The organism is Azospirillum melinis (assembly GCF_013340935.1).
Lineage (GTDB): Bacteria > Pseudomonadota > Alphaproteobacteria > Azospirillales > Azospirillaceae > Azospirillum > Azospirillum melinis.
In genome coordinates, this window is the sequence record NZ_WHOS01000004.1 from 1 (window position 1) to 23,651 (window position 23,651).

Genomic DNA, 23,651 nt, shown 5'->3' on the forward strand with positions numbered 1-23,651 from the left:
CTATACACCTCCTTCCCCCGCCGAGTACCGCCCCCACACATGACCGACATCTCCAGCAGCGACGAGACTCCCCCCGCTTCGGATGCCGCACCGGGCAAGGACGCCGCCCCAGACGCTGTCATCGCCGAGAAGGCGGCGCAGGAGAATGTCCTGGTCCAGCCGATGCGGGACACGCATTTCGATTTCCAGCACAAGGTCTTCAGCCTGCCCGGCGCCTTCTTCTGCCAGGATCCGAACACCAAGGATCCCGTGCTGAACATGCTGCTGGGCGATCTGAAGGTGGCGCTGGCCTTCCCCACCCTGATGGAGTCCTTCCAGATCGAGGACGGCACCCACGACGCCCGCCTGCTGGAGGTCATCGAGCAGGGTCTGGCCTTCGTGAAGCAGATCCGGCCGGGCGAGGAAATTCCCGGCGAGCTGCTGGACGGCCGTGCCTCCTGGTCGGTGGAGGACAAGCACCGCATCGCAGCCAAGGGGCGGCTGACCATGCAGATCGTCTCCTCCTTCACCGGCAACGAGATCATCGTTTCCGACCAGACGCAGCTGGAACAGCTGCTGGACGATCCGCAGACGCACGAGAAGATGAAGGCGGCCTTCGCCAAGATCGCCGAGCGGCTTAAGCTGACCAACAATCCCGAACAGTACCTGACCGACCGCATCGACGATCTGGCGCAGGAGCTGTCCTACATCGAGGCGTTGCGCGACCGCTTCCGGCACATACGCCGCATCGAGCAGGCGATGGGCAAGCTCGCCACCATCTACCGCACCGACCGCACCTTCTGCAGCGAGCTGAACCGGATGCAGGGGCTGATCCGCAAGCCGGTGCGCGAATACGACATGATCTTCGATCAGGCCGACGCCCAGACCGGCGACATCGTCGGCGCGCTGCGCAACTTCCACCCCACCATCCAGTTCATCCGCAAGATCCGCGACGATCTGCGCGCCAAGCTCTTGGAGTGGGAAGACCTGCTGCGCGGCTGGGACGACATCTCGATGGAACGCTCGCCCAAGGTGGAGGCGTTGCAGAAGCAGACCTACCGGTTCCTGGCGAGCCGCTACATCGAAACGACGGTGTGGAAGCGGGGGGGATGAACGCCCTCAGGTGCTACGGGTTTTTAGAAGCCTATTTTGACCGTCATCCCCGCGAAGGCGGGGATCCAGAGTTTCCCAAACAGAACCAATGGGTGAGCCTGGATCCCCGCCTCCGCGGGGATGACGGTCGAGAGACGTTCATGGTTAGGGTCCGACGAGAAGCGGCTCAAACTTGCAGTGCCTCTCAGCAGAACTCATCAAATCTCACGCCACCCCGCGCAATTCCTCCGCCCGGCTCAAATCCACGCTGACCAGCTGCGACACCCCCCGCTCCACCATCGTCACGCCGAACAGGCGGTCGACGCGGGCCATGGTCAGGCGGTGGTGGGTGATGATCAGGAAGCGGGTGTCGCCCTCCCGGGCGATGTCCTCGACCAGATCGCAGAAACGGCCGACATTCGCCTCGTCCAGCGGGGCGTCGACCTCGTCCAGCACGCAGATCGGCGCCGGGTTCGACCGGAAGACGGCGAACAGCAGCGACAAGGCCGTCAGCGCCTGCTCGCCCCCCGACAGCAGCGAGAGCACCTGAAGCTTCTTGCCCGGCGGGCTGGCGTAGATCTCCAGCCCGGCATTCAGCGGGTCCTCGGCATTGACCAGTTCCAGATAGGCCTTGCCGCCGCCGAACAGGCGGGTGAACAGCTCCTGGAAGTCGCGGTTGACCACGTCGAAGCTGGCGACCAGACGCTCGCGGGCCTCGCGGTTCAGGCTGGAGATGCCCTGGCGCAGGCGGGCGATGGCGGCGGTCAGATCCTCGCGCTCGCCGTTCAGGCCGCCGATCTGGGCTTCCAGCTCCTCCGCCTCAATCTCAGCGCGCAGGTTGACCGGCCCCATGTTCTCGCGCTCGCGCGTCAGCTTGTCGAGCCGCGCCTCCACCGCACCCGCATCGGGTATCGGTTCGGCGGGGTCGAGGTCGGCAGCGGCGCGGGTGTCCTCCGGCCGGCAGTCCAGCCGTTCGGCGATGCGCTCCGTCAGGGTGCGCTCCTGCTGGAGCCCCGCGGACACCGCGGCTTCCGCGCGGGCGCGGGCCTCGCGGCCATCGGCCAGCGCCGCTTCGGCGTCGTGCAGTGCCTGCTCTGTGTCGGCCAGCCGGGCTTCGGCCCCGGTCAGCGCGTCGGCGGCGCGCTTGCGGTCGCGCTCGGCCAGGGCGATGCGGTCGAGAAGCTCCTGGCGCTCCGCCGAGATCTCGGACGGACGGCCGGACAGGGTGGCGATCTCGCCCTCCGCCTCCGCCGCGCGCTGGCGCAGTTCGGCGACACGGCCGCCGGCACCGGCGGAGCGGGTGTCCCAGGAGGCGGTTTCCGACTGGATGGCGGCAAGGCGCTGGCGCCGGGCCTGGGCCTCGCGGGTCAGCCGGTCCAGCGCGTTCTGCCGCTCGGCCAGGACGGCGCGGCGCTCGGCCAGGGCGGTGCGCCGGTCGTTGACCTGCTCCCGCCCTTCGCGCGGGTCGGGCAGCTGCTCCAGCAGTTCCAGCACCTCGTCACGGCGGGCGGCGGCCTCGCCCTCCTCGGCAGCGAGCCGTTCCACCGCCTCCGCCAGGGCGGCAAGGCGGGTGGAGGCGGCGTCGGCCTCGCGCGCCAGCTTGGCATGGCGGTCGCGGGCGGCGTTCAGCGCGGCGAAGCCGTCGCGCACGGCATCGCGGGCGCGGCGGTCGGCCTGGGCCGCTTCCTCGACCGTCCGCTTGGCGACGTCCAGCGCTTCGCGCGCCAGCTCGACCTGCTCCTCGGCCAACTCCAGTTCGCCGCGCAGTTCGGCCAGCCGGTTGCGCTGCTTCAGGCGGATGGCGGCGGCGGTCGGGGCGCCGGCCTGCACGGTCAGCCCGTCCCAGCGCCAAGCCCCGCCGTCGCGGCTGACCAGCACCTGTCCGGGCGCCAGCGTCGCCACCAGCGCCGCGCCCTGGGCGGCATCGGCGACCACCGCGATGTGGGCGAGCGCACGGCCGGCGGCGGGCGGGCCCTGCACATGGTTCGACAGCGGCACGGCGCCGGCCGGCAGCGGTGCCGCAGCCTCATAGGCGGGAAGCATGCGCCAATGCACCGGCGCCGCCGTGTCGAGCGGCGCGGTCAGCGCATCGCCGAGCGCCGCGGCCAGCGCCCCCTCATAGCCGGGTGACACCGTCACCGCATCGACCAGCGGCGGGAACTGCCCGCCGGCACCGGCCTCCAGCAGTTCGGCCAGCGCACGCTCCTCGGCACGCAGCCGGGCACGGGCGCTGTCGGCGGCGGACAGCGCCTCGCGGGCACGGGACTGGGCCGGTTCGGCCTCCGCCTTCGCCAGTTCGGCGGCCTCGGCGGCGTCACGGGCCTGCTCCAGCCGCTGGTCTGCCAGCTCGACCGCCAGTTCGGCCTCCGACAGGTCGGCACGGGCGGCGATCTCCGCCTCCAGCGCCGCGCGCTGGGCCTGCTGGTCGGCCAGCCGCTTGGCAAGGCCGGCGGCGCGGGTTTCCAGTTCGGCGGCCTGACGCTGGGTGGCGGCGCGGCGGGCCTCGTCGGTGGCGACCGCCTCGGTCAGCCGGGTCAGCTCGCGGTCGAGCGCATCGACCTGCTCGCGCGCCTCGGCCAGAGCCTCCCCGGCGGCTTCCTCCAGCATCTCCTCGTCGGCCTGCGCCTCGATCAGCCGGTCGCGCTCGGCCATCAGCCGGGCCAGCGCCTCGCCGGCATCGGCGGCCAGCGCCTCCTCGCGGCCGAGGTCGCCGGCGATCTGGCGCAGCCGCGCCTCCAGCGCGCGCTGCTGGTCGGCGACGCGCTTCTCCTCGGCATCCAGCTGTTCGCGGGCGATCACCAGCCGTTGTAGGGCGGAGGCGGCCCGCGCCTCGTCCTGGCGCTTCTCGGGCAGGCCGGCGGCGGCTTCGGTCCGGCGCGCGGCCAGCTGGTTGACGGCCAGCATGCGGTCACGCACCTCGGCCTCGGATGCTTCGAAGGCGGCATGGGCGCGGGCGCGTTCCTCCTGGGCGGCGAGCCAGCGCAGGTGCCACAGCACCGCCTCCGCCTTGCGGATCTGGTCGGACAGGTTGCGGTAGCGGGATGCCTGCCGCGCCTGCTTCTTCAGGCTTTGCAGCTGGGTGTCCATCGCCCTGATCACGTCGTCGAGGCGGGTCAGGTTGGTTTCCGCCGCTTTCAGCCGCAATTCGGCCTCATGCCGGCGGGAATGCAGGCCGGTGATGCCGGCGGCCTCCTCCAGCAGGGCGCGGCGGTCCTGCGGCTTGGCGGAGATGATCTGCGCCACCTTGCCCTGGCTGACCAGCGCCGGCGAACCGGCGCCCGACGCATTGTCGGCGAACAGCAGCTGCACGTCGCGCGCCCGCACCAGCTTGCCGTTGATGCGGTAGTCGGACCCGGACCCGCGCTCGATCCTGCGGGTGATCTCCAGCTCGTCATGCTCGTTGAAGCCGGCGGGCGCGGTGCGCGACCGGTTGTCGACCGCCAGCGTCACCTCGCCCAGATTGCGCGCCGGCCGGCTGGAGGTGCCGCCGAAGATGACGTCGTCCATGTCGTCGCCGCGCATGCGCTTGGCCGAGGTCTCGCCCATCACCCAGCGCAGCGCCTCCACCAGATTGGACTTGCCGCAGCCGTTGGGACCGACGATGCCGGTCATGCCGGGTTCGATGACCAGATCGGTGGCATCGACGAAAGACTTGAAGCCCGACAGGCGGAGACGCGTGAACTGCACTGGGAAAGAACCTTCGGTGTACCGGGCTTTGACGAGGTGGCGCGTTCGGGGCCGCAGCGGACCCGAACGCGGCGGCCTCTTACTTCAGCAGCTTGTCGATCGCCTTGGAGAACTCCTCGAACGACTGGGCGCCTTCGATGCGGGCCTTGCCGTCGTTGAGGATGAAGGTCGGGGTCGCTTCGACCTTGTACTGGTTCTGGCCGGTCAGGCGGCTGTTCAGGATGGCGTCGGCCAGTTCCTTGTTGGCGAGGCAGGCGTCGATGGTCTCCTGGCTCATGCCGGCCAGCTTGCCGTACTGGCCCAGCGCCTTGGCCGGATCGGACGCGCGGCTCCAGGTCGCCTGGCTCTTGAACAGCACGTCGGTCAGCGGATAGTAGCGCTCGGCCGGCGCGCAGTGGGCCAGCATGCTGGCGCTCAGCGCCGCCTGATCGAAGGGGAAGTCGCGGAAGATCAGCTTCACCTTGCCGGTGTCGATGTAGGCTTCCTTGATCTTCGGCAGGATGTCGGTGTGGAAGTGGGCGCAGTGCGGGCAGGTCATCGACGAATAGTCGAGGATCGTCACCGGCGCCTTCGGATCGCCCATGACGCGGTCGGCCATCAGCTCCGACACCGGCGGCAGGGTGGCGGCAGCCTGTGCTGCCGACGGCGCCGCGGTCATGGCGGTGCCGAACGCGGCAGTGAAGCCGATGGCCAGAAGCCCGGCCAGCCCGAAATACCTGCGTCCCAGAATTTTGCGGTTCACTTTGCCCTCGTTCCTACCAGATGTTGACGTATAGACAATGACGCAACCATGCGTCCAGCGAGGCGGCTAGCGCGCCGCCCGCTTCGGCCGGGCCATCAGCGAGCGGCCGAAGCGCTCCAGCGTGGCGCGCAGCTCCTCGTCCTCGATGGTCGCAGTGGTGGTGGTGATGCCGATCTCCTCGTCCATCGTCAGGGCGCGCGGGCGCACCACAGGCGATCGGGTGGACGGCAGGGCCGCATGGATCAGCTTGATCTTCGCCACCGCGCGATAGCCGAAGAAGCTGTTGATGCGCTCGATGATCTGCGGCTCCAGATGCTGCAGTTCCAGCGCGATGGCGCCCATGGCGCGGATGTGCAGGGTCGCCTCCTCCCGCTTGCCGCGGGGGAAGCTGAGCTTGTCGGGGGCGGTGCGCAGCGACAGCTGGTGGCCGACGATGGACGGCCAGTCGGTGATCAGCGCGCCGAAGGCAAGCCCGCGCTTGCCCAGCACCTTGCCGGCGACCTCCGGAACGGATTGGCCGATGCGACGCGGTCCGCTCATGCTCTGCGATCACTCCTGTGCGGCCTCGGCCTTGGCGACCGGTTCCGGGTCATGTGGGTTGGCGGCACCCTAGCGCAAGCGTGGGCCGATGCCCAGCGCCCGGCCAGCGGGGTTTGGCCGGGGATTGGCCGAACACCTGGACGGGCACTTGGACGGGCACCTGCCCACTCCCTTCCCCAGACGCTCCGAACCCTCTATTTCTTCCCTTCATGATTCCAGATTCCACCGAAGCCGCCCGGCGGCTGTTGTCCTGGTACGACCGCCACCGCCGCGACCTGCCCTGGCGCGCCAAGCCGGGGGAGACCGCCGATCCCTACCGGGTCTGGCTGTCGGAGATCATGCTGCAGCAGACGACTGTCCCCGCCGCGGCACCCTATTTCCGCAACTTCACCGAACGCTGGCCGGCCGTGCGCGATCTGGCGGACTCGCCGCTGGACGATCTGCTGGTCGCCTGGGCGGGGCTCGGCTACTACGCGCGGGCGCGCAACCTGCACAAATGCGCCCGCGTGGTGGTGGACCGGCATGGCGGGCGGTTCCCGGGCGACGAGGCGGCATTGCTGGAGCTTCCGGGCATCGGCGCCTACACCGCCGCCGCCATCACCGCCATCGCCTTCGACCGCAAGGCGACCGTGGTTGACGGCAATGTCGAGCGGGTGATCGCCCGCATCTTCGCGGTGGAGGAACCGCTGCCCAATGCCAAGCCGACGCTTCGCCGGCTGGCCGCCACCCTGACGCCGGACTTCCGGCCCGGCGACTATGCCCAGGCGATGATGGATCTGGGCGCCACCATCTGCACGCCGCGCAAGCCGAAATGCATGCTGTGCCCATGGGCCGATTATTGCGAGGCGCGCGCCGCCGGCATCGCCGAAACCCTGCCGCGCAAGGTCGCCAAGTCGGAAAAGCCGACCCGGCGCGGCGTCGCCTATTGGCTGCTGAATCCCGACGGCGCCGTCCTGCTGCGCCGCCGAGCGGAGGAGGGGCTGCTCGGCGGCATGGCGGAGGTGCCCTCGACCGCTTGGGGGCCGGACCTGCCCGGCGAGGCGGCGGTGGTGGCGCAGCAGCCCCTGCCCGCCCGCTGGCGCCGGCTGCCCGGTCTGGTCCGCCATACATTCACCCATTTTCACCTGGAGCTTGAGGTGGTTGCCGGACAGGCCGGTGCCGACTGGCGTCAGGCCGACGGCACTTGGGTGCCGGTGGACCGGCTGGGCGATCACGCCCTGCCGTCGGTGATGGTGAAGGTGGTGCGCCACGCCCTCTCGCATGCCTGAGCGGGGCGCGTAAGGCGCGCTTGAGATGGAGTGCCGATGGGAATGCCGCGTGTCGTGATCGCCCTTCTGGTGGCCCTGCTCGGCCTGTGCGGAGCGGCGCTGGCCGCCCCGCCCGGCGGGACGGATGGGAAGGCGGGGGTGGCGCTGGTTCTGGCGCTCGACGGATCGGCCTCGATCACCACCGGCGATCTGGAATTCCAGCTGCAAGGCCATGCCGCGGCCTTCCGCGATCCGGCCGTGGCCGACGCACTCGCCTCCGCCGGGGCTCGGGTGACGCTGGCGGCCTATTCCGGGCCGAACAGCCTGCATGTGCTGATCCCCTGGACCGCGCTCGACAAACCGGAGGATGCCGGCCGCTTCGCCGACTGCATTGACGCCCTGCCCCGCGGCTTCCAGGGCGACTCGACTGCCATCGGCAGCGCCATCGTCGAGGCGGCGAAGCTGTTCGACCGCGGAGGCAAGGCGCCGCGGCAGGTGATCGATCTGGTGTCCAACGGCTTTTCCAATGCCGGGATCGAACCGGCCGACGCGCGCGACCGGGTGACGAAGCGGGGCATCGTCGTCAACGGCCTCGCCATCCTCGACGAATTCCCCTGGCTGGAGGAGTATTTCGAGGAGTCGGTGATCGGCGGACCGGGCAGCTTCGTGAAGAGCGCCCTGGACAAGGACAGCTTCGTCGCGGCATTGCGGCAGAAACTGATCCTTGAAATGGTCGCCTTGCCGGATCACATGCCGCAGCAAAGCGCCGCCGCAAGATAGGCGGCCGATAACAAAGCGAGAGGAGCGGGACCGTTGGAGCGCGTCGATTTCCTGGTGATCGGGGCCGGCATCGCCGGTGCATCCGCGGCCTACGAGCTGGCCGCCCATGGCCGGGTGCTGGTGTTGGAGCGCGAATCGCAGCCCGGCTATCACTCGACCGGCCGCTCGGCGGCTCTCTACACCCAGACCTACGGTCCGGCGCCGATCCGCGCGCTGACCGTGGCCAGCTGGGACTTCTACACCGACCCGCCCGCCGGCTTCGCCGAGCATGCGATGCTGACCCCGCGCGGCGTCCTCATCGTCGGGCGCGAGCAGGAGATCGACCGGCTGGACGCGGAGTACGAACAGGGCCGCAGCCTGACGCCGTCGGTGGAGCGCTACGACCGCGAGCAGGTGCTGGCCCGCGCGCCCTTCCTGCACCCGGACTATGTCGCCGGCGGCGTGTGGGAGCCCGATGCGCGCGACATCGACGTGCATGCCCTGCACCAGGGCTATCTGCGCGGGCTGAAGGCGCGCGGCGGCCAGGTGGTGACCGACGCCGAAGTGCGAACGCTCGCTCGGAAAGATGGGTTGTGGGTGGCGGAGACCGGGGCCGGCAGCTTTGCCGCACCGGTGGTGGTGAACGCCGCCGGCGCCTGGGCGGACGAGCTGGCGAAGCTGGCCGGCGTCGCCACCGTCGGTCTGGTGCCGAAGCGGCGCACCGCCATCACCTTCGACCCGGTGTTCGAGGATCCCGCCGACAAGGCCGGGCTGGACGGCTGGCCGATGGTGTCGGACGTGGCCGAGACCTTCTATGTCAAGCCGGATGCCGGCCGCCTGCTGGCCTCCCCCGCCGACCAGACGCCGATTGAGCCCTGCGACGTGCAGCCGGAGGACATCGACGTCGCCATCACGGTGGACCGGCTGGAACAAGCCTCGCGCTTTTCCGTTCGCAGATTGGCCCACCGCTGGGCCGGCCTGCGCAGCTTCGTCGCCGACAAGGTGCCGGTGGTGGGGTTCGCGCCGGATGCGGAGGGGTTCTTCTGGCTGGCAGGCCAGGGCGGCTACGGCATCCAGACGGCGCCGGCCATGGGCCGGGTGGCGGCCGGGCTGGCCACCGGCCGCGGCCTGCCGGAGGATGTGCGGGCGCTGGGCGTGACCGAGAAGGATCTGTCGCCCGCCAGGAAGCGCTAACAGGGAAGTCGGCAGTCGCCCGTCGGGGCGCAGGAGGCGTGCGATGCGTGTGCGTCGGTCGGTTGTGTGTCGGTCGGGGACGATGAGCGGGCGTGCTCTTGCCGTGGCGGCGCTGACTGCCACCGGCGCGCTCGTCGGCTGTGCCAACCCCGCGGCGGACGAGGCGCTGGTGGCGCAGACCGCCCTGGTCGGCATGCCGAAGGAAACGCTGCTGTCCTGCGCCGGGGTGCCGGAACGCCAGGCCAGCGTCGGCAACCGCGAGTTCTTCACCTACCGCAGTTCCCGCCTCGTCTCCTACCCAAGCCCGCCGCCGGTGGGCTATTACGGCGGCTGGGACTGGCCTTACTACGGCTATGGCGCCGGCTGGCCGTCCTATGGTTATGAAGTCAACAGCTTCGACTGTGAAGCAACCTTCAGTTTGAGGAATGGCGTGGTCGAGCGCGTTGTGTATGGCGGTGCCACCGGCGGATCGGCGCGACTTGGCCAATGCTATGCCATCGTCCAGAACTGCATGGCGCTGGTTCCGCAACGGACAATCAAACCAAGCCCTTGATTTCCTTGTCCATGCGACAACTCGTCACTGTTGCATAGCTGCTGCATCAGGAGAGGAAGGGTTGTAGCCCCCCTAGTACCCGTACTCGGTGTCTGGTAATAGCTCCATCGGCTGATGCCACAGAACAGCAACAACGCATTGCCTGGAGCAGACCCCATGACCATCCTGTCGCGCGCCGCCGCCGCCCTGCTGGCGACCTCGGCCCTCGTCGCCATCGCTTCCCCGTCGCTCGCTCAGGACTTCAAGGGTAAGTCGGCCGGCGACATCGTCGTCCGTGCGCGCGGCCTGGCCGTGCTGCCTCAGGAAAAGGGCACGATCAACAACACGACGCTGGGTGACGTCGGCTCGGCCAAGGTCGGCAACGACTACATTCCGGAAGTCGATTTCACCTACTTCTTCACCGACAACATCGCCGCCGAGCTGATCGCCGGCACCAGCCGTCACCGCGTGAAGGGCAACCTGATCGCCGCCGCCGGTGGCGTCACCGAGATCGGCAAGGTCTCGCTGCTGCCGCCGACCCTGACCGTGCAGTACCACTTCCTGCCGAAGGAGCGCATCAGCCCGTACGTCGGCGCCGGCATCAACTACACCCTGTTCTACAACGAGGATGCGGCTGAGAGCCCCAACGCCGGCGGCCTGCGCATCACCGACACCAACTACAAGAACCGCTTCGGCTGGGCCCTGCAGGCCGGTGTCGACGTTGCCCTGACCGGCAACTGGTCGCTGAACTTCGACGTCAAGAAGGTCTTCCTGAAGACCGACGTGACCGCCAACGCCCGCCTGGGCACCGCCGTCCTGCCGGTCACCTCGAAGGTCACGCTGGACCCGTGGCTGGTCGGCGTCGGCGTCGGCTACCGCTTCTAAGACCGGGTTTCGGGATCCGTCCCGGGCATCCGACGGGCTGCCTCTCCCATTTGGGGGAGGCAGCCTTTTTTCTTTTTACCGTCAGCCTTGCGGATTGTACGGTCATTCCCATGATTCCGATATAGGGGTCATCGGAAGGGAGGCCGTACCGTCATGCATGTTGCAGCCGTTTTGAAGCGCAAGGGCAACAGGATCGTCTCTGCCGCACCGGACGACAGCGTTGCCGCCGTCACCCGCCTGCTGACCGAGCATCGGATCGGCGCCGTGCTGGTGATCGATGGCGACGGGCAGCCGGTCGGCATTCTGTCGGAACGCGATGTCGTGCGGGCAATCGCCCGCAACGGTGCCGCGGCCCTGGACGGCCCGGCCGCGAACCTGATGACGCGCGAGCTGATCACCGCCGCCCCCACCGACACCGTTGCCGACATGATGGCGGTGATGACCGAACGGCGCATCCGCCATGTGCCCATCGTCGAGGCCGGCCGGGTGATCGGCGTCATCAGCATCGGCGACGTGGTGAAGGCCCGCATCGACGATGCCGAGCTGGAGGTCGAGTCGCTGCGCGGCTACGTCGCCGGCATGGGCTGACCCGGCTCCCGCAGCCAGAAAAGCAAACGCCCCGCCGGAGCGCTCCGGCGGGGCGTTTGCTTTTGCTCGGAAAGAGCGGGGTCAGGCCGAATGCGACTGCGGGAAGGCCATCGCCGCCTGGGTGCGGTTGCGCACGCCCAGCGACTTGAAGATCGCCGTCATGTGGATCTTCACCGTGCCTTCGGACAGGCCCAGCTCATGGGCGATCTGCTTGTTCGACTTGCCTTCGCGCAGACGGTCCAGCACCTCGCGCTGACGCTGGGTCAGCAGCTGTTCCAGCTGCGGATCGGTCGGCGGAATGACCGAGCCGCCGCCACGCTGGTCGGGCTCGTTCCCCTCGCGCAGAACCGTCGCCGGGACATAGACGCCGCCGGAGAAGATCAGGTCGAGCGCGCTCAGCATGATCTTCACGCTGGACGATTTCGGGATATAGCCTGCAGCACCGTTCTCCAGCGCCTCGCGCACGTCGGACTGCGCCTCCGACGCGGAGATCACCACGACCTTCGCGTTCGGCTGCCGGTCGCGCAGCATGCCGATACCGGAAAAGCCGGGCCATCCCGGCATGCGCAGGTCGGTCAGGACGAGGTCATAGGTCTCGTCCTTCGAAGCCGCCATGTCCAGAAGCTCATCGAAATTGCTTGCCTCCGCAAAGGCGGCATTATCTCGAAGCTGCTCAAGCAGACGGCGAAGACCTTCCCGAAACAGGACGTGATCATCACCGATCAGGATCTTCATCGCTCAAACTCCTGAACCATGCTGCCCCTCCGAAAGACGCCCAAAAGGCTTGAGAAAAGGAGGGGGTTGTCGCCACCCGCATATTCCCTAAAATCCAAAGGATATAGCAGGCACCGGCCGAACGTAATCTCTATTGAGATGTAACACGCAGGGACGAGGACCGACAACCGGAAATTAACTTTTGTCACCGCTCCGAAGGCCTAGGAGACAGAGGCCGCACTTCCCAGCAGTGATATTTCCAAAGAGCTATGACAATTTCAGGTCAATGTGCGGATGCGCCGCTGGATCTGTCGGAAAGCGGGCAAAAAAAGAGCCGGTCCGGGGCCATTTCAGGGCACCGGACCGGCATGGAAGTTGCGCGTCCCGGAGGACGAACAAAGTAGGGATCGCGCAGTCCGTCAGAAGGCGGCGTCTTCCAGTTCCATCAGCGGCTTGGCGCCGGCGGCGATGGTGATGAACAGGCTGTTGGTCTGCGGCAGCAGCTTGGCCATATAGAAACGCGCGGTCTTGATCTTGGCATCAAAGAAGGCGGCATTGCCCTCCCCGGCTTCGAGCTTGGCCTGTGCCTTCTCCACCATGGTCAGCCAGGTCCAGCCCAGCGCCACCAGCCCGAACAGGCGCAGATAGTCGCTGGCGGCGGCACCGGCCTCCTCCGGATCCTTCAGGCCCTTCTGGGCGATCAGGGCGGTCGCCTGCTGCAGCTTGGCGAAGGCCTTGGCCAGCGGCATCACGAACTCGCCCAGCTCGTCCTTTTCCATCGCCGCCTCGATGTCGCGGCCGACGGGGTGGAAGAAATGGCGGAGCAGGCGGCCGATGTCCTGGGGCAGCTTGCGCCCGACGAGGTCGAGCGCCTGGATGCCGTTGGTGCCCTCATAGATCTGGCAGATGCGGGCGTCGCGGACATACTGCTCGACGCCGGTCTCCCAGATGAAGCCGTGGCCGCCATGGACCTGAACGGCGATGTTGGCCGAGTCGAAACCGATATCGGTGAACAGCGCCTTGACGATCGGCGTCATCAGCTGGACGAACTCGTCGGCATCGCGGCGGGTGCGCTCGTCGGGATGCTTCTCCGCCACGTCCAGCTTGTAGGCCGTCAGTGCGCCGAGCGCACGCGCCCCTTCGGTGAAGGCGCGGGCGGTCAGCAGGTTCTTGCGCACGTCCGGATGGACGATGATCGGATCGGCCGGCTTGTCCGGTGCCTTCACCCCCGACAGCGAGCGGCCCTGGAGCCGTTCGCGGGCGTAGTTGACGGCGTTCTGGTAGGACACCTCGGCCAGACCAAGCCCCTGGATGCCCACGGCCAGACGGGCCGCGTTCATCATCACGAACATGGCGCGCATGCCCTTGTGCGGCTCGCCGACCAGCCAGCCGGTGGCGTCCTCGAAGTTCATGACGCAGGTCGACGACGCCTTGATGCCCATCTTGTGCTCGATGGAGCCGCAGGCGACGCCGTTGCGCGCGCCCGGCGTGCCATCGGCGTCGGGCATGAATTTCGGCACCAGGAACAGGCTGATGCCGCGGGTGCCGGCCGGGGCATCGGGCAGCCGGGCCAGCACCAGATGCAGGATGTTCTCGGTCAGGTCATGCTCGCCGGCCGAGATGAAGATCTTGGTGCCGGTGATCTTGAACGACCCGTCTTCCGCCGGCACCGCCTTGGTGCGGATGATGCCCAGGTCGGTGCCGCAATGCGGCTCGGTCAGGCACATGGTGCCGGACCATGTGCCGTCGACCAGCTTGGGCAGGAAGCGCTGCTTCAGATCGTCGGAGCCGTACATCGCCAGCGCGTTGTAGGCACCGAGAGACAGGCCGGGATACATGCCGAAGCTGAGGTTGGCGGAGCAGATGAACTCCTCCAGCATGGTGTTGACCAGCTTCGGCAGCCCCTGCCCGCCATAGGCCGGGTCGCAGGCCAGACCCTGCCAGCCGGCGGCGATATAGGTGTCGTACGCTTCCCTGAAGCCTTTGGGCGTGCGGACCTCGCCATTCTCGAAATGGCAGCCCTCGCCGTCGCCCGACTGGTTCAGCGGGAACAGCACCTCCTCGCACAGCTTGGCGCCTTCTTCCAGCACCTGGCCGACGAGTTCCGGCGTTGCGTCCTCATAGCCCGGCAGGGCCGACAGCTTGTCCAGGCCGACAATCTCGTCCAGGACGAAGCGCACATCCTCAAGCGGAGCCTTGTAGATCGGCATCTCTCGTTCCTCCCCCTCAGTTCCGCAGCGGCTTGCCGGTGAGCAGCATATGCTCGATCCGGTCGATGGTGCCGCCGGTGCGCACCAGCCCCATGAACGCCTCGCGCTCCAGCCTCAGGATGTGGTCCTCGCCGACCGGCTTGGAGATGTCGGCCTCCTCGCCGCCGCTCAGCACCTCGGCCAGGGCGGCGCAGACCACCTTGTCGTGCGGCGTGACCTTGCCCTGCAGGGCGAAGCCCTCGACCGCCAGCTCCATCGCCGCCTTGGCGCTGGGGCCGGGCAGGACGTAGCTGGTGGTCTTCTCCGGCGCGGTGTAGTCCGCCGCCAGTTCCAGCGCCTTGGCCTTGGCGTCGGCCAGCAGCCGGTCGCGGTTCATGGTGATGCCGTCGGTGGCGCGGAAATACAGCAGCTCCTTGGCCTCGGCCGCCGACTTGGCGACGGTTGCGGTGCTGATGATCTCGAAGGCCTTGGCGATGCCGGGCATCGGCCCGCGCGGCGCCTTCGGGTTGGCCTGATGACGGGCCAGCATCTCGGTGCAGCCGCCCCAGGCCGGGATCAGGCCGACGCCGACCTCGACGAGGCCGACATAGGTCTCGGCATGGGCCTGGACATGGTCGGAATGCAGCAGGATCTCGCAGCCGCCGCCCAATGCCATGCCGCTGGGCGCCGCCACCACCGGGAAGGGCGCGTATTTCAGCGCGCGGTAGGTGCGCTGGCCGCCCTCCACCATCTCCTCGATCTGCGGCCACAGCCCGATGTTCAGCGCGAACAGGGCGAGGCCCAGATTGGCGCCGACCGAGAAATTGTCGGCCTCGTTGTGGATGACCAGGGCCTTCCAGTCACCTTTCCCGTCGCCGATCAGGCGCATCGCCTTCTCGTAGGCGGCCATGATGTCGGCATCGACGGCGTTCATCTTGCTGGTGAACTCGACGCACAGCACGCCGTCGCCGATGTCCCACAGGCTGGCGGAGCCGTTCTTCCACACCGGCTTGCCGGCGGCGCGCTTGATGTCGGACAGCAGCAGCACGCCGTCCGGACGCACCACCGTGTCGTAGACGCCGGCCGTCGTCAGGTGCTGGAGCTTGCCGCCCTCCACCCGGTAGAAGGGACGGCCGGCAGCGGTCTCGACCAGCGCCGGGACCGGGATGCCTTCGGAGCGGCACAACTCGGCGAACCAGTCGGTGCCCAGCCGGTCGATCAGTTCGAACGGCCCTTGCTTCCAGTTGTAGCCCAGCCGCATGCCCTCATCGACGGCGACGATGCTGTCGGCGATCTCCGGCACCAGGCTGGCGGCATAGGCCAGCGTCTGGGCCAGGACGCGGCGGGCGAAGCGGCCGCCCTTGTCCGGATGCTCGCACAGCTTGCGCAGATCGCGGCCGGCGGATGAGACGCTGTCCAGCCGGGCCTTCTCCGACGGGGCGTAGTCGCCGGTCTGGAGGTCGATCGACTCCTTGACCTTGCCGCCGCCGGCCTTGTTGATGCGGTAGAAGCCGCCCTTGCCCTTGCGGCCGGTATAGCCCTCCGCGATCATCTTCGTGATGACCGGGTGCTCGCGCATCTGGCCGCGGTAGGCGTCGTTCGCCGGCAGGGTCGCCGACATGCTCTTAGCGATGTGCGGCATCAGGTCGAGCCCGACCAGATCCATCAGGCCGAAGACACCGGTCTTCGGGATGCCCATCGGACGGCCGCCGACGGCGTCCGCCTCCTCCACCGTCAGGCCGAGATCGACCGCGGCATTCACCGCCGCCTGGATCCAGAAGACGCCGATGCGGTTGGCGATGAAACCCGGCGTGTCCTTGCAATGGACCACGCCCTTGCCGAGACGGCGGTCGCAGACGTCGGCGATGGCGGCCAGCGCGTCGGCGCGGGTGTCGGCGCCGCCGACGATTTCCAGCAGCCGCATGTAGCGCGGCGGGTTGAAGAAGTGGGTGATCAAAAAGTCGCGGCGGAACTGCTCGCTCTGCCCCTCGGTCAGCACCGCCAGCGGGATGGTGGAGGTGTTGGACGACACCACCGAGCCCGCCTTGCGCACCGGGTCGATGCGCTTGTAGAGGTCGGCCTTGATCGCCGGGTTCTCGACGATGGCCTCGACGATCCAGTCGACGTCGGCCAGCAGGTTGAGGTCGTCCTCAAGATTGCCGGGCGTGATCAGCCTAGCGTTCTTGGGATGCATGAAGGGGGCCGGATCGGTCTTCAGCATCTTCGCCACGGCGCCCTTGGCGATGGCGCTGCGGTCGGCCCCCTCCTTGGCTGGGATGTCGAGCAGGACGCAGGGGATGCCGGCGTTGGCGAAATGGGCGGCGATGCCGGCGCCCATCACGCCCGCACCGATCACGGCGGCGCGTTCGATCTTCATGGTCGTTTCCTCCCCGATCCCGTTCGTCAGACCGCTTCCAGGATGGTGGCGATGCCCTGGCCGCCGCCGATGCACTGGGTCGCCAGCGCGAACTGCTTGCCTTCGCGCTTCAGCAGGGCCGCGGCCTTGCCGGTGATGCGGGCGCCGGTGGCCCCCAGCGGATGGCCGAGCGCCAGCGCGCCGCCGTCCGGGTTGATGCGGGACGGGTCGATGTCGAGGTCGCGCATGCAGGCGATGGCCTGCGACGAGAAGGCCTCGTTGATCTCGATGATGTCGATGTCGTTGATCGACAGGCCGGCGCGGGCCAGCGCCTTGCGGGTGGCCGGGACCGGACCCAGACCCATCAGTTCCGGCGCGCAGCCGGCGACGGCGACCGAGCGGATCTTCGCCAGGATCGGCAGGCCGTTGGCGCGGGCATACTCCTCGGTCGTCACCAGCACGGCGGCGGCGCCGTCGGTCAGCGGCGAGGAGGTGCCGGCGGTCACGGTGCCGTCGGCGGTGAAGGCCGGCTTCAGCCCCGACAGGCTGTCGGCATTGGTGCCGGGACGGATGCAGCCGTCCTTGTCGACCAGTCCGGCCGGGGTCTGGATGCCGACGATCTCATCGGCCATGCGGCCGGATCCTTGCGCCTCCGCCGCCTTGGCGTGGGAGGCGACGGCCAGCGCCTCCTGCTCGGCGCGGGAGATGGCGTATTTGCGGGCGACATTCTCCGCGGTGATGCCCATCGAGCAGTAGGCCTCGGGGTAGGAGGCCTTCAGCGCCGGGTTCGGCATCGGGTTGAAGCCCATGATCGGCACGCGGGTCATCGATTCGACGCCGCCGCAGACGAACACCTCGCCGGCACCCATCTGGATGGCGCCGGCCGCCTGATGGATCGACTGCATGGAGGAGCCGCAATAGCGGTTCACCGTGGTGGCCGCGGCGGTCTGCGGCAGCTTGGCCAGGAAGGCGATGCTGCGGGCGACGTTCAGTCCCTGCTCGCCTTCGGGGAAGGAGCAGCCGACGATCACATCCTCGATGTCGTCGGTCTTCAGGCCGGTGCGCTCGACCAGCGCCGCGAAGACGCGGGCCAGCAGATCGTCGGGGCGGACCTTGGTCAGCTCGCCCTTGTGGGCGAAGGCGAAGGGCGAACGGGCATAACCGGCGATGACGACCGACTTCATGAGTGCTTCTCCTCCATGTCCTGCGTCTCCGTGATGCCGTTGCGGCGAAGATGCTCGGAGATCTGGGTGTCGATGGTGCACAGCTCCGCCAGCGTCTGCTGGACGTCGGCAAGCTGCTGTTCAAGTGCGGAAATCCGGCGGCGCGCGATGGAGCGCATGTAGCGCATCTGCTCGATCTGGGCGTCGTCGGTGTCGTAGAGGTTCAGGAAATCCTTGATCTCGGCCAGGCTGAAGCCCAGCCGCTTGCCCCGGCAGATCAGCGCCAGCCGGGCGCGGTCGCGGTGGCCGTAGACGCGTGCACTGCCACGGGCATTGCCGATCCGCTCCGGCGACAGCAGCCCCTCATCCTCGTAATGGCGGATGGTGCGGTGGGTCAGACCGAACTCCCCGGCCAGTTCGCCGATGGCGAGCCTGGGGCCGGACAGGCAGCCATCGCCGCCCTCCTCCCCCGTCTCCATCGCGCCGTTGCCGAACGAAAGCCGATCCACTCCGTCTGCTCCCTTCCTTGACGTTTACGTAAAGGTAAGGTCGATGCCGCTTGCTGTCAACAGACTTGTTGACCATGCCAACCAGTTGGCAGGCCAGCAGGCAGAACCCTGTCCAGCCACCAATAGGTGCGGCGCGCCCGCACAGTGACAGGATGCCACGCCCCGGCACTCCCAATAGCTGTGGCAGGCTTTGCGGTGAACGCACGCGTCCGCCCCATTCCCCTATCGGATGTGGGAAGCGGGGGCGGCAAAAAACAGACGGCCGGAAGGCCGTGACGGGTTCAGGGCGGGTTTTGAAATTTTCGGGCGGATCAGGACAGGGGACAGGAGACAACCCATGTCGGCGCGCGCCATCGTATCGTTGGGCGTCTGGATACTGGCCATGGTGCTGATCGGCACCATGACGGTCGGCCTTGCATTGGCCTTTTACCTGATGCTGACCCTGTGCTGCGCTGTCGTGGTCGCAGGATTGACCCTGCTCGCCCGGCGGCGGGACAGCCACCGGGGCGAACAGAGCTACCTTTAGGAATCATTCGCTTGCCTGGAAGCGCCGGTTGGATCGACTGGCCGGGGGGCGCTGCTGCCAGCGCCCCCTAAGCCTGTGCCCGGACTTACTCCGGCAGCACGCGCAGCCGGGAGGCGGCGGTGCGGGCGGACAGGTGGGGGCGCTGGAGATCCTGCACCTGGGCGCCGGGAACCGCGAAGTCGCCGGGGGTGACGGCGCGGACCAGATAGACCAGCCGGAAGCGGGGGGCCGCCTTCGGCAGATCGACGGCGGCCAGGAAGCGGTCCTCCCGGAACTCGACATTGCGGGCGGACGACAGGTCGCCCAGCCAGGACAGCTTGCCGAGCTGGCCGCTGTTGGCGAGCCGGACATTCTCGATCTCGAAGCCGGCCGGCAGCAGATCGCTGACCAGCACCGAATGGTCGAGCGGGTCGCCGACCTCACCCTCCAGGATCACCACCAGCAGGTCGTTGTGGCGGATGCCGGCCGGATCGACCGGACGCCCCGCCATGTCGAACAGGCGGCGGCGGATGGTCATCCCCTGCTCCTCCGCGCCGGCCGGCTGGTCGGGCACACCCGTCACCGACAGGATCTGCCGGACCTCGCCGCCCAGATTGCGGATGGCGGGCGGGGCGGCGGGATCGACGGCCAGGATCTGCGGCTTGGCGTTCTCCACCGTCTGGTCGCCGATGGCGAGCTTCATCGGAGCCGCCCGGTCGATCAGCGCCTTGGAGGCCAGCAGCAGCCAGGCCTGCTCCTGCAGGTTGGTGGTGCGGACGGCGGCGAAGGTCTTCGCCACGCGCTCGGCGGCCTGGAAGATGCGGTCGCGCTCCACGGCACCGCTCTCCGCCATCAGGAAGACGACGCCGGCCTCGTCCCGCAGGGACGAGCCCTGGTCGCGCAGGCTGGCGGTCACCATGCGGGCGCCGGACAGCTTGGAGAAGGCTTCCGCAGCAGCCGGCTGGTCGCCCAGCACGGCGGTCGCCGCGGCGATCTGTGCCCGGCCGAAGTCGGTCTGCAGCCGGTCCCAGTAGTTTTCGCGGAAGTAACGCACCGCACCGGCGTCGATCATCTTCGCCCGCGCCAGCACGTAGAGCGCATAGGCACGGCCCGGCAGGTCGGCGGTCTCGACCCAGGCATTGTCGATGGCCTGCTTCAGCCAGTCCAGGCCCTTGCGATAGGGCTGGTCGGGAATGCGGTAGCCCGCCGCCTTGGCCCGGCCCAGCACATCCACCGCATAGGCGGTCAGCCAGGGATCGAGATCGCCCTTCGGCGACCAGGGGGCGAAGGCGCCGTCGATGCGCTGGAAGGTCAGCAGCCGGTCGACGCTGCGCTGGACACGCGCCTTGATGCGGTCCTCCGGCGCGATGCCGAGGCCGGCGGCGACATCGCTCAGCGACAGCAGCGGCAGGATGCGGCTGGCGGTCTGCTCCGCTCCGCCCGCGGCGGCGCGGTCGAGCGCAAAGAGCAGGCCTGGCACGTCCAGGTCCGGCAGCGGCGCGACCTCCGCACCGACCGCGACGGTCTCAGGCCGCAGGCCGGCTGTGATGTCGGCGGGAACGGTCAGGCCTTTGTCGGTCGGCAGGGCGGCGACGTTGCGGCGGGACACCGGCGGCGAAGCCGGCCGCACCGTCACATCCCAGCGGCGGGTGACGCGCACGCCGTCGGGACCGGTGACGTCCAGCGTGACGTGGCCGGCCCCGACCGCGGTTGCGGTCAGCACACGGCCGGCGGTCGCCCGCTTGCCGCGCACCAGCTTCGGCACGGCCAGCTCGTTGCCCGATTCGCCAGCCGACTCCGTTCGGACGATGGAGACGGCGCCCTCGGCGGTCAGCGTCATGCGGTAATCGCCGGACGGGCCGCTCAGGTTGTCGAGCGACAGCAGGACCTGCGCCGAATCGCCGGGGGCGAGGAAGCGCGGCAGCACCGCGTCGGCGACGACCGCGTCGCGCACCAGCATTTGGCTTTCCGCCTGGCCGATCCGCCCTTCGCTCCAGGCCACCGCCATCAGGCGCAGGCGCCCCTGGAAATCGGGCAGGTCGAAGGGAACCGAAACCTTGCCGTCGGCGCCGACGGTCAGGATGCCGGAATAGAGCGAGACCACCCGTTCCGACTTGGGCGGAACCATCCCGGAGATCTGGCGCAGGCGCGGCGTCGGCTGCACCGGCGGCCGGGCGGCGTCCAGGCCGGCCGGATCGATCAGGCGGCCGTAGGAATCGCGCAGCTCCACGGTCAACGGACGCTTGCGCAGGTAATGGCGGGCCGGATCGGGCGAGGGCTGGTCGGTCAGCTGCATCACCGATTCGTCAACGGCTGCCAGCGTGACGAAGGCCTGCTTGCCCTCGGCGACGCCATCCACCGTGATGTCGGCGGTCATGGCGCGGCGCGGTTCCGTCTCCGCCGGGGCGGAGAGCCGGACGTCCAGCGTGCGCGGGGCCTTGTCCATCGCCAGCCAAGCGAGGCCGACGGCGCGGCGCGGCGGCTTCTTCGACTGCGGGTCGGAGGTGGCGAAGGCGGTCGCCAGCACATGGGCGCCACTGATCCAGCCCTGCCCGACCGGGATTTCCAGGAAGGCGCCCTGCGGACCGATGGCGCGGGTGACGGCATAGCTGACGCCGCGGTCGGCCACCGCCACCAGCACCTGGCTGTCATAGGGCGGCTTGACGAAGACCCAGGCGCTTTCACCGGCGCGGTAGGCCGGCATCATCACCGAGACATCGACCGCGTCCGGCCGGTCGCCGGCGGTCGGGGTCATCCACCAGCCGGCGGCGAAGCGGAAGCTGCTGGCAACGCCGGTCTTGGGGTCGAACACCTCCAGCCGGTAGCGGCCGGCGGCGACTGGGGTCTCCACCGAGGCCGGGGCGGCGGCCTGGGCCGACAGCGACCCGCCGGTCACCCGCTGGTCCTTCACCGTGACCTTGTAGTCCCAGCGGCCGTTGGCCTCGTACCACGCATAGTCGTACTCCTCCTCGAACAGCTCGTAGGAGAGGTCGGCGCGGTCGGTCGGCTTGCCGTCGGGACCGACGGCGATCACGTCGAAGCCGGCGGTGGCCCCCTCCGGCACGCCGTCGCCTTCGAAGCGCGGCTTGATGCCGACGGCGAAGGGCTGGTGGCGCACCGGCAGCACGAAGTCGCGGCCGACCGGGCGACCGCCGATGTCGAACAGGGTGGCGCGCACCACCGCCTCCAGCGGGCGGGTGCTGTCGGGCGGGCGCGGCAGCTTGACCTTCAGGCGGGCGGAGCCGTTGGAATCGGTGATGAAGCCCGGCAGGTCGGCGCGGGCCGGCTTCACCTCCTCCTGAACCAGACCGAAATGGTAGCCCGGCAGGTTGGGGTAGGGGTTGTTGGCGGCGCGCAGCGTCACCGTCAGCTCGCCCGGCAGGCCGGAAGCCGGCGCGCCGTAGAGGTAATGGCTGTCGAGCGCGATGTCGGCCTCGCCGTCGGACGCCAGCTCCGTCGTCGGGGAGGCGAGCGCCACGTCCAGCCGCGGCGGCACGAAATCCTCCAGCAGGAACTCGACCCTGCCGATGGCCGGACCGTCCGGCTCGGCATGGGCGGTGACGACCCAGTTGCCGGGATAGGCGTTCATCGGCAGGTCGATGCGGGTGGCATAGCCGCCGGCCCCGCTGTCGGTCAGGCTGCGCCGCTCGACCTCCAGGCCGTCGGGGCGCAGGACGCGGATGCTCAGCTGCTTGCCGGCCGGCGGCGGGTTGAGGTCGGCGTCGCGCAGCAGGGCGGTCAGCTGCACCGTCTCGCCCGGCCGGTAGATGCCGCGCTCGGTGTAGAGATAGGTGTCGAGTCCGCCGGCTGCCGGGCGGACGACGCCGACCGGCTTGTCCTGCGCCTCGGCCGGCGGGGCGCCGCCGGCGGTCAGGTCGAGAACGGCGAAGTCGCCGTCGCCGCGCGCGGCGAACAGCGCCTGGACCGGCTCGGCCCCGGCGGCGCGCAATGCTGCGAGGTCGAAGCGGCCGAGCCCGTCCTCGCCGGTCTGGAGGCGTCCCAGTTCTGTGCCGTTGCGGGCGACCAGACGCAGTTCCACCCCGGCGGCGGGTGCTGCGGTCTGGACGGAGCGGGAGAAGACCACCAGCGAGTCGTCGCCGAGGATGGTGTTGAGGCCGAGATCGGAGACGACGAACCACTGGGTCGCCTTGCGGTCCCAGCCACCCGGCTTGATCTCGTCGGCGCCGGCGATGGCGACATAGACGCCGGGGTCGAGCTTGCCCAGCACGGCGTCGATCGGGAAAGCGGTGGTGACGGTGCGGTTCGGCTGGTTGCCGATGCCCATCTCGCCGCGCCACACCTCCTGGCCCGACTTGTCCAGGATCTCGCCGATGTCGTAATCGGTCATCTGCTGGGTGATGCGGCCGAAATAGATCTTCTCGACCAGCGCCCGGTCGGCGATGCGCAGGACCTGGAGCTTCGCACGGTCCAGATTGATCGAGCGCAGCGGCAGCCCTTCGGCGCCGACGCGCGGCAGGATGTAGCCGGCGCCGCGGAAGGCCAGCGACGGCTTGCGGTTGGGCACCTGCACCTCGCGGGTGTCGGCGGCCGGCAGGCGCTTGCCGTCGGCGCCGGGCAGCCCGTCCTTCAGCGTGACGCGGTAACTGTCGCCGTGGCGCAGCCCCTCGACGCAGAGCGTGCGGTCGCGGGCGATGGCGGCACCGTCGACCGCCGGCTCCACCGCGACATAGTCGCGGTAGTTGACGGCACGCGAGCGCTCCAGCCGGTCGGTGAAGGTGAAGCAGGCCTGTGGCGTATCGCGCTCCGCCACCACCTCGACGCTGGATACGCCGAAGGGCACCGGCTCGGCCGGCGGGTCGGCGGCGAAGGTCTGGGATACGGTGAGCGTGCCGGAGCACGCGGCAAGAACGGCACAGACACGCGCCAGCGCACGCAACATTATAGACAGGCCCCAATTCCGCGGGTGGATCCGAAGGCACGCGGCCGGGGGCAGCCCTGGCGTCGGCTCG

The 23,651-nt window shown here is 69.0% G+C and carries 17 protein-coding genes; 8 read left to right on the forward strand and 9 right to left on the reverse strand.

Translation table 11 applies throughout. The features are described 5' to 3' along the window. The coding region (locus GBZ48_RS04760; protein ID WP_343049254.1) for a hypothetical protein at nucleotides 1-1,092 on the forward strand (1,092 nt) is incomplete at its 5' end. 204 nt (nucleotides 1,093-1,296) lie between these two features. Here GBZ48_RS04760 and smc read toward each other — a convergent pair. The 3 genes from smc to GBZ48_RS04775 form a co-directional block, all read right to left on the reverse strand. Continuing rightward, entirely contained in the window at nucleotides 1,297-4,758 is a 3,462-nt protein-coding gene (smc, locus tag GBZ48_RS04765) for a chromosome segregation protein SMC (protein ID WP_174469980.1), read from the reverse strand. Nucleotides 4,759-4,837: 79 nt separating this feature from the next. After that, on the reverse strand, nucleotides 4,838-5,500 hold the full coding sequence (locus GBZ48_RS04770) for a thioredoxin domain-containing protein (RefSeq protein WP_209798273.1): 663 nt from the start codon (nucleotides 5,498-5,500) through the stop codon (nucleotides 4,838-4,840). 66 nt (nucleotides 5,501-5,566) lie between these two features. After that, nucleotides 5,567-6,040 carry a DUF721 domain-containing protein gene (locus GBZ48_RS04775; RefSeq protein WP_174469981.1) on the reverse strand — a complete coding sequence of 158 codons (474 nt, stop codon included), beginning with the start codon at nucleotides 6,038-6,040 and terminating at the stop codon, nucleotides 5,567-5,569. Between the two features lie 209 nt (nucleotides 6,041-6,249). Between GBZ48_RS04775 and mutY the strand changes: the two genes are divergently transcribed. The 6 genes from mutY (at nucleotide 6,250) to GBZ48_RS04805 (ending at nucleotide 11,245) form a co-directional block, all read left to right on the forward strand. Next, the gene (gene mutY, locus GBZ48_RS04780; RefSeq protein ID WP_174469982.1) at nucleotides 6,250-7,308 is read left to right on the forward strand and encodes an A/G-specific adenine glycosylase; all 1,059 of its coding nucleotides are present in this window, start codon (nucleotides 6,250-6,252) and stop codon (nucleotides 7,306-7,308) included. Nucleotides 7,309-7,350: 42 nt separating this feature from the next. Then, nucleotides 7,351-8,067, forward strand: coding sequence for a DUF1194 domain-containing protein (locus GBZ48_RS04785; protein WP_174469983.1), 717 nt, complete (start codon nucleotides 7,351-7,353; stop codon nucleotides 8,065-8,067). 33 nt (nucleotides 8,068-8,100) lie between these two features. Further along, the gene (locus GBZ48_RS04790) at nucleotides 8,101-9,240 is read left to right on the forward strand and encodes an NAD(P)/FAD-dependent oxidoreductase (protein ID WP_174469984.1); all 1,140 of its coding nucleotides are present in this window, start codon (nucleotides 8,101-8,103) and stop codon (nucleotides 9,238-9,240) included. An 82-nt stretch (nucleotides 9,241-9,322) separates the two neighbouring features. Further along, nucleotides 9,323-9,793 (forward strand): hypothetical protein, encoded by a 471-nt coding sequence (locus GBZ48_RS04795; protein ID WP_246306984.1) that lies wholly within the window; start codon nucleotides 9,323-9,325, stop codon nucleotides 9,791-9,793. A 156-nt stretch (nucleotides 9,794-9,949) separates the two neighbouring features. Further along, complete coding sequence (locus GBZ48_RS04800; protein WP_246306985.1) at nucleotides 9,950-10,657, forward strand: OmpW/AlkL family protein; 708 nt, start codon at nucleotides 9,950-9,952, stop codon at nucleotides 10,655-10,657. Between the two features lie 153 nt (nucleotides 10,658-10,810). Beyond that, nucleotides 10,811-11,245, forward strand: coding sequence for a CBS domain-containing protein (locus tag GBZ48_RS04805; protein WP_174469987.1), 435 nt, complete (start codon nucleotides 10,811-10,813; stop codon nucleotides 11,243-11,245). An 81-nt stretch (nucleotides 11,246-11,326) separates the two neighbouring features. Here GBZ48_RS04805 and GBZ48_RS04810 read toward each other — a convergent pair whose 3' ends face one another. The 5 genes from GBZ48_RS04810 to GBZ48_RS04830 form a co-directional block, all read right to left on the reverse strand. Then, on the reverse strand, nucleotides 11,327-11,980 hold the full coding sequence (locus GBZ48_RS04810; RefSeq protein WP_174469988.1) for a response regulator: 654 nt from the start codon (nucleotides 11,978-11,980) through the stop codon (nucleotides 11,327-11,329). A gap of 398 nt (nucleotides 11,981-12,378) precedes the next feature. After that, nucleotides 12,379-14,169 carry an acyl-CoA dehydrogenase C-terminal domain-containing protein gene (locus GBZ48_RS04815; protein ID WP_174469989.1) on the reverse strand — a complete coding sequence of 597 codons (1,791 nt, stop codon included), beginning with the start codon at nucleotides 14,167-14,169 and terminating at the stop codon, nucleotides 12,379-12,381. 16 nt (nucleotides 14,170-14,185) lie between these two features. Then, on the reverse strand, nucleotides 14,186-16,525 hold the full coding sequence (locus GBZ48_RS04820) for a 3-hydroxyacyl-CoA dehydrogenase/enoyl-CoA hydratase family protein (protein ID WP_174469990.1): 2,340 nt from the start codon (nucleotides 16,523-16,525) through the stop codon (nucleotides 14,186-14,188). 26 nt (nucleotides 16,526-16,551) lie between these two features. Then, entirely contained in the window at nucleotides 16,552-17,688 is a 1,137-nt protein-coding gene (locus GBZ48_RS04825; RefSeq protein ID WP_174469991.1) for a thiolase family protein, read from the reverse strand. Then, complete coding sequence (locus GBZ48_RS04830) at nucleotides 17,685-18,176, reverse strand: MerR family transcriptional regulator (protein WP_343049261.1); 492 nt, start codon at nucleotides 18,174-18,176, stop codon at nucleotides 17,685-17,687. The genes GBZ48_RS04825 and GBZ48_RS04830 overlap by 4 nt, the downstream gene beginning before the upstream one ends. Nucleotides 18,177-18,513: 337 nt before the next feature. Here GBZ48_RS04830 and GBZ48_RS04835 point away from each other — a divergent pair, with 337 nt between their 5' ends. Next, entirely contained in the window at nucleotides 18,514-18,702 is a 189-nt protein-coding gene (locus GBZ48_RS04835) for a hypothetical protein (protein ID WP_174469992.1), read from the forward strand. An 85-nt stretch (nucleotides 18,703-18,787) separates the two neighbouring features. Here the strand turns inward: GBZ48_RS04835 and GBZ48_RS04840 are convergent, their stop codons facing one another. Further along, complete coding sequence (locus GBZ48_RS04840; protein ID WP_211105631.1) at nucleotides 18,788-23,581, reverse strand: alpha-2-macroglobulin family protein; 4,794 nt, start codon at nucleotides 23,579-23,581, stop codon at nucleotides 18,788-18,790. Nucleotides 23,582-23,651: the final 70 nt, after the last annotated feature.

What these genes read in the sequence shown, in the direction of transcription:
- GBZ48_RS04820 (WP_174469990.1), bottom strand. Translation starts at nt 16,525, where the DNA reads ATGAAGATCGAACGCGCCGCCGTGATCGGTGCGGGCGTGATGGGCGCC.
- GBZ48_RS04795 (WP_246306984.1), top strand. Translation starts at nt 9,323, where the DNA reads ATGAGCGGGCGTGCTCTTGCCGTGGCGGCGCTGACTGCCACCGGCGCG.
- GBZ48_RS04775 (WP_174469981.1), bottom strand. Translation starts at nt 6,040, where the DNA reads ATGAGCGGACCGCGTCGCATCGGCCAATCCGTTCCGGAGGTCGCCGGC.
- mutY (WP_174469982.1), top strand. Translation starts at nt 6,250, where the DNA reads ATGATTCCAGATTCCACCGAAGCCGCCCGGCGGCTGTTGTCCTGGTAC.
- GBZ48_RS04800 (WP_246306985.1), top strand. Translation starts at nt 9,950, where the DNA reads ATGACCATCCTGTCGCGCGCCGCCGCCGCCCTGCTGGCGACCTCGGCC.
- GBZ48_RS04835 (WP_174469992.1), top strand. Translation starts at nt 18,514, where the DNA reads ATGTCGGCGCGCGCCATCGTATCGTTGGGCGTCTGGATACTGGCCATG.
- GBZ48_RS04805 (WP_174469987.1), top strand. Translation starts at nt 10,811, where the DNA reads ATGCATGTTGCAGCCGTTTTGAAGCGCAAGGGCAACAGGATCGTCTCT.
- GBZ48_RS04825 (WP_174469991.1), bottom strand. Translation starts at nt 17,688, where the DNA reads ATGAAGTCGGTCGTCATCGCCGGTTATGCCCGTTCGCCCTTCGCCTTC.
- GBZ48_RS04815 (WP_174469989.1), bottom strand. Translation starts at nt 14,169, where the DNA reads ATGCCGATCTACAAGGCTCCGCTTGAGGATGTGCGCTTCGTCCTGGAC.
- GBZ48_RS04785 (WP_174469983.1), top strand. Translation starts at nt 7,351, where the DNA reads ATGCCGCGTGTCGTGATCGCCCTTCTGGTGGCCCTGCTCGGCCTGTGC.
- GBZ48_RS04840 (WP_211105631.1), bottom strand. Translation starts at nt 23,581, where the DNA reads ATGTTGCGTGCGCTGGCGCGTGTCTGTGCCGTTCTTGCCGCGTGCTCC.
- GBZ48_RS04810 (WP_174469988.1), bottom strand. Translation starts at nt 11,980, where the DNA reads ATGAAGATCCTGATCGGTGATGATCACGTCCTGTTTCGGGAAGGTCTT.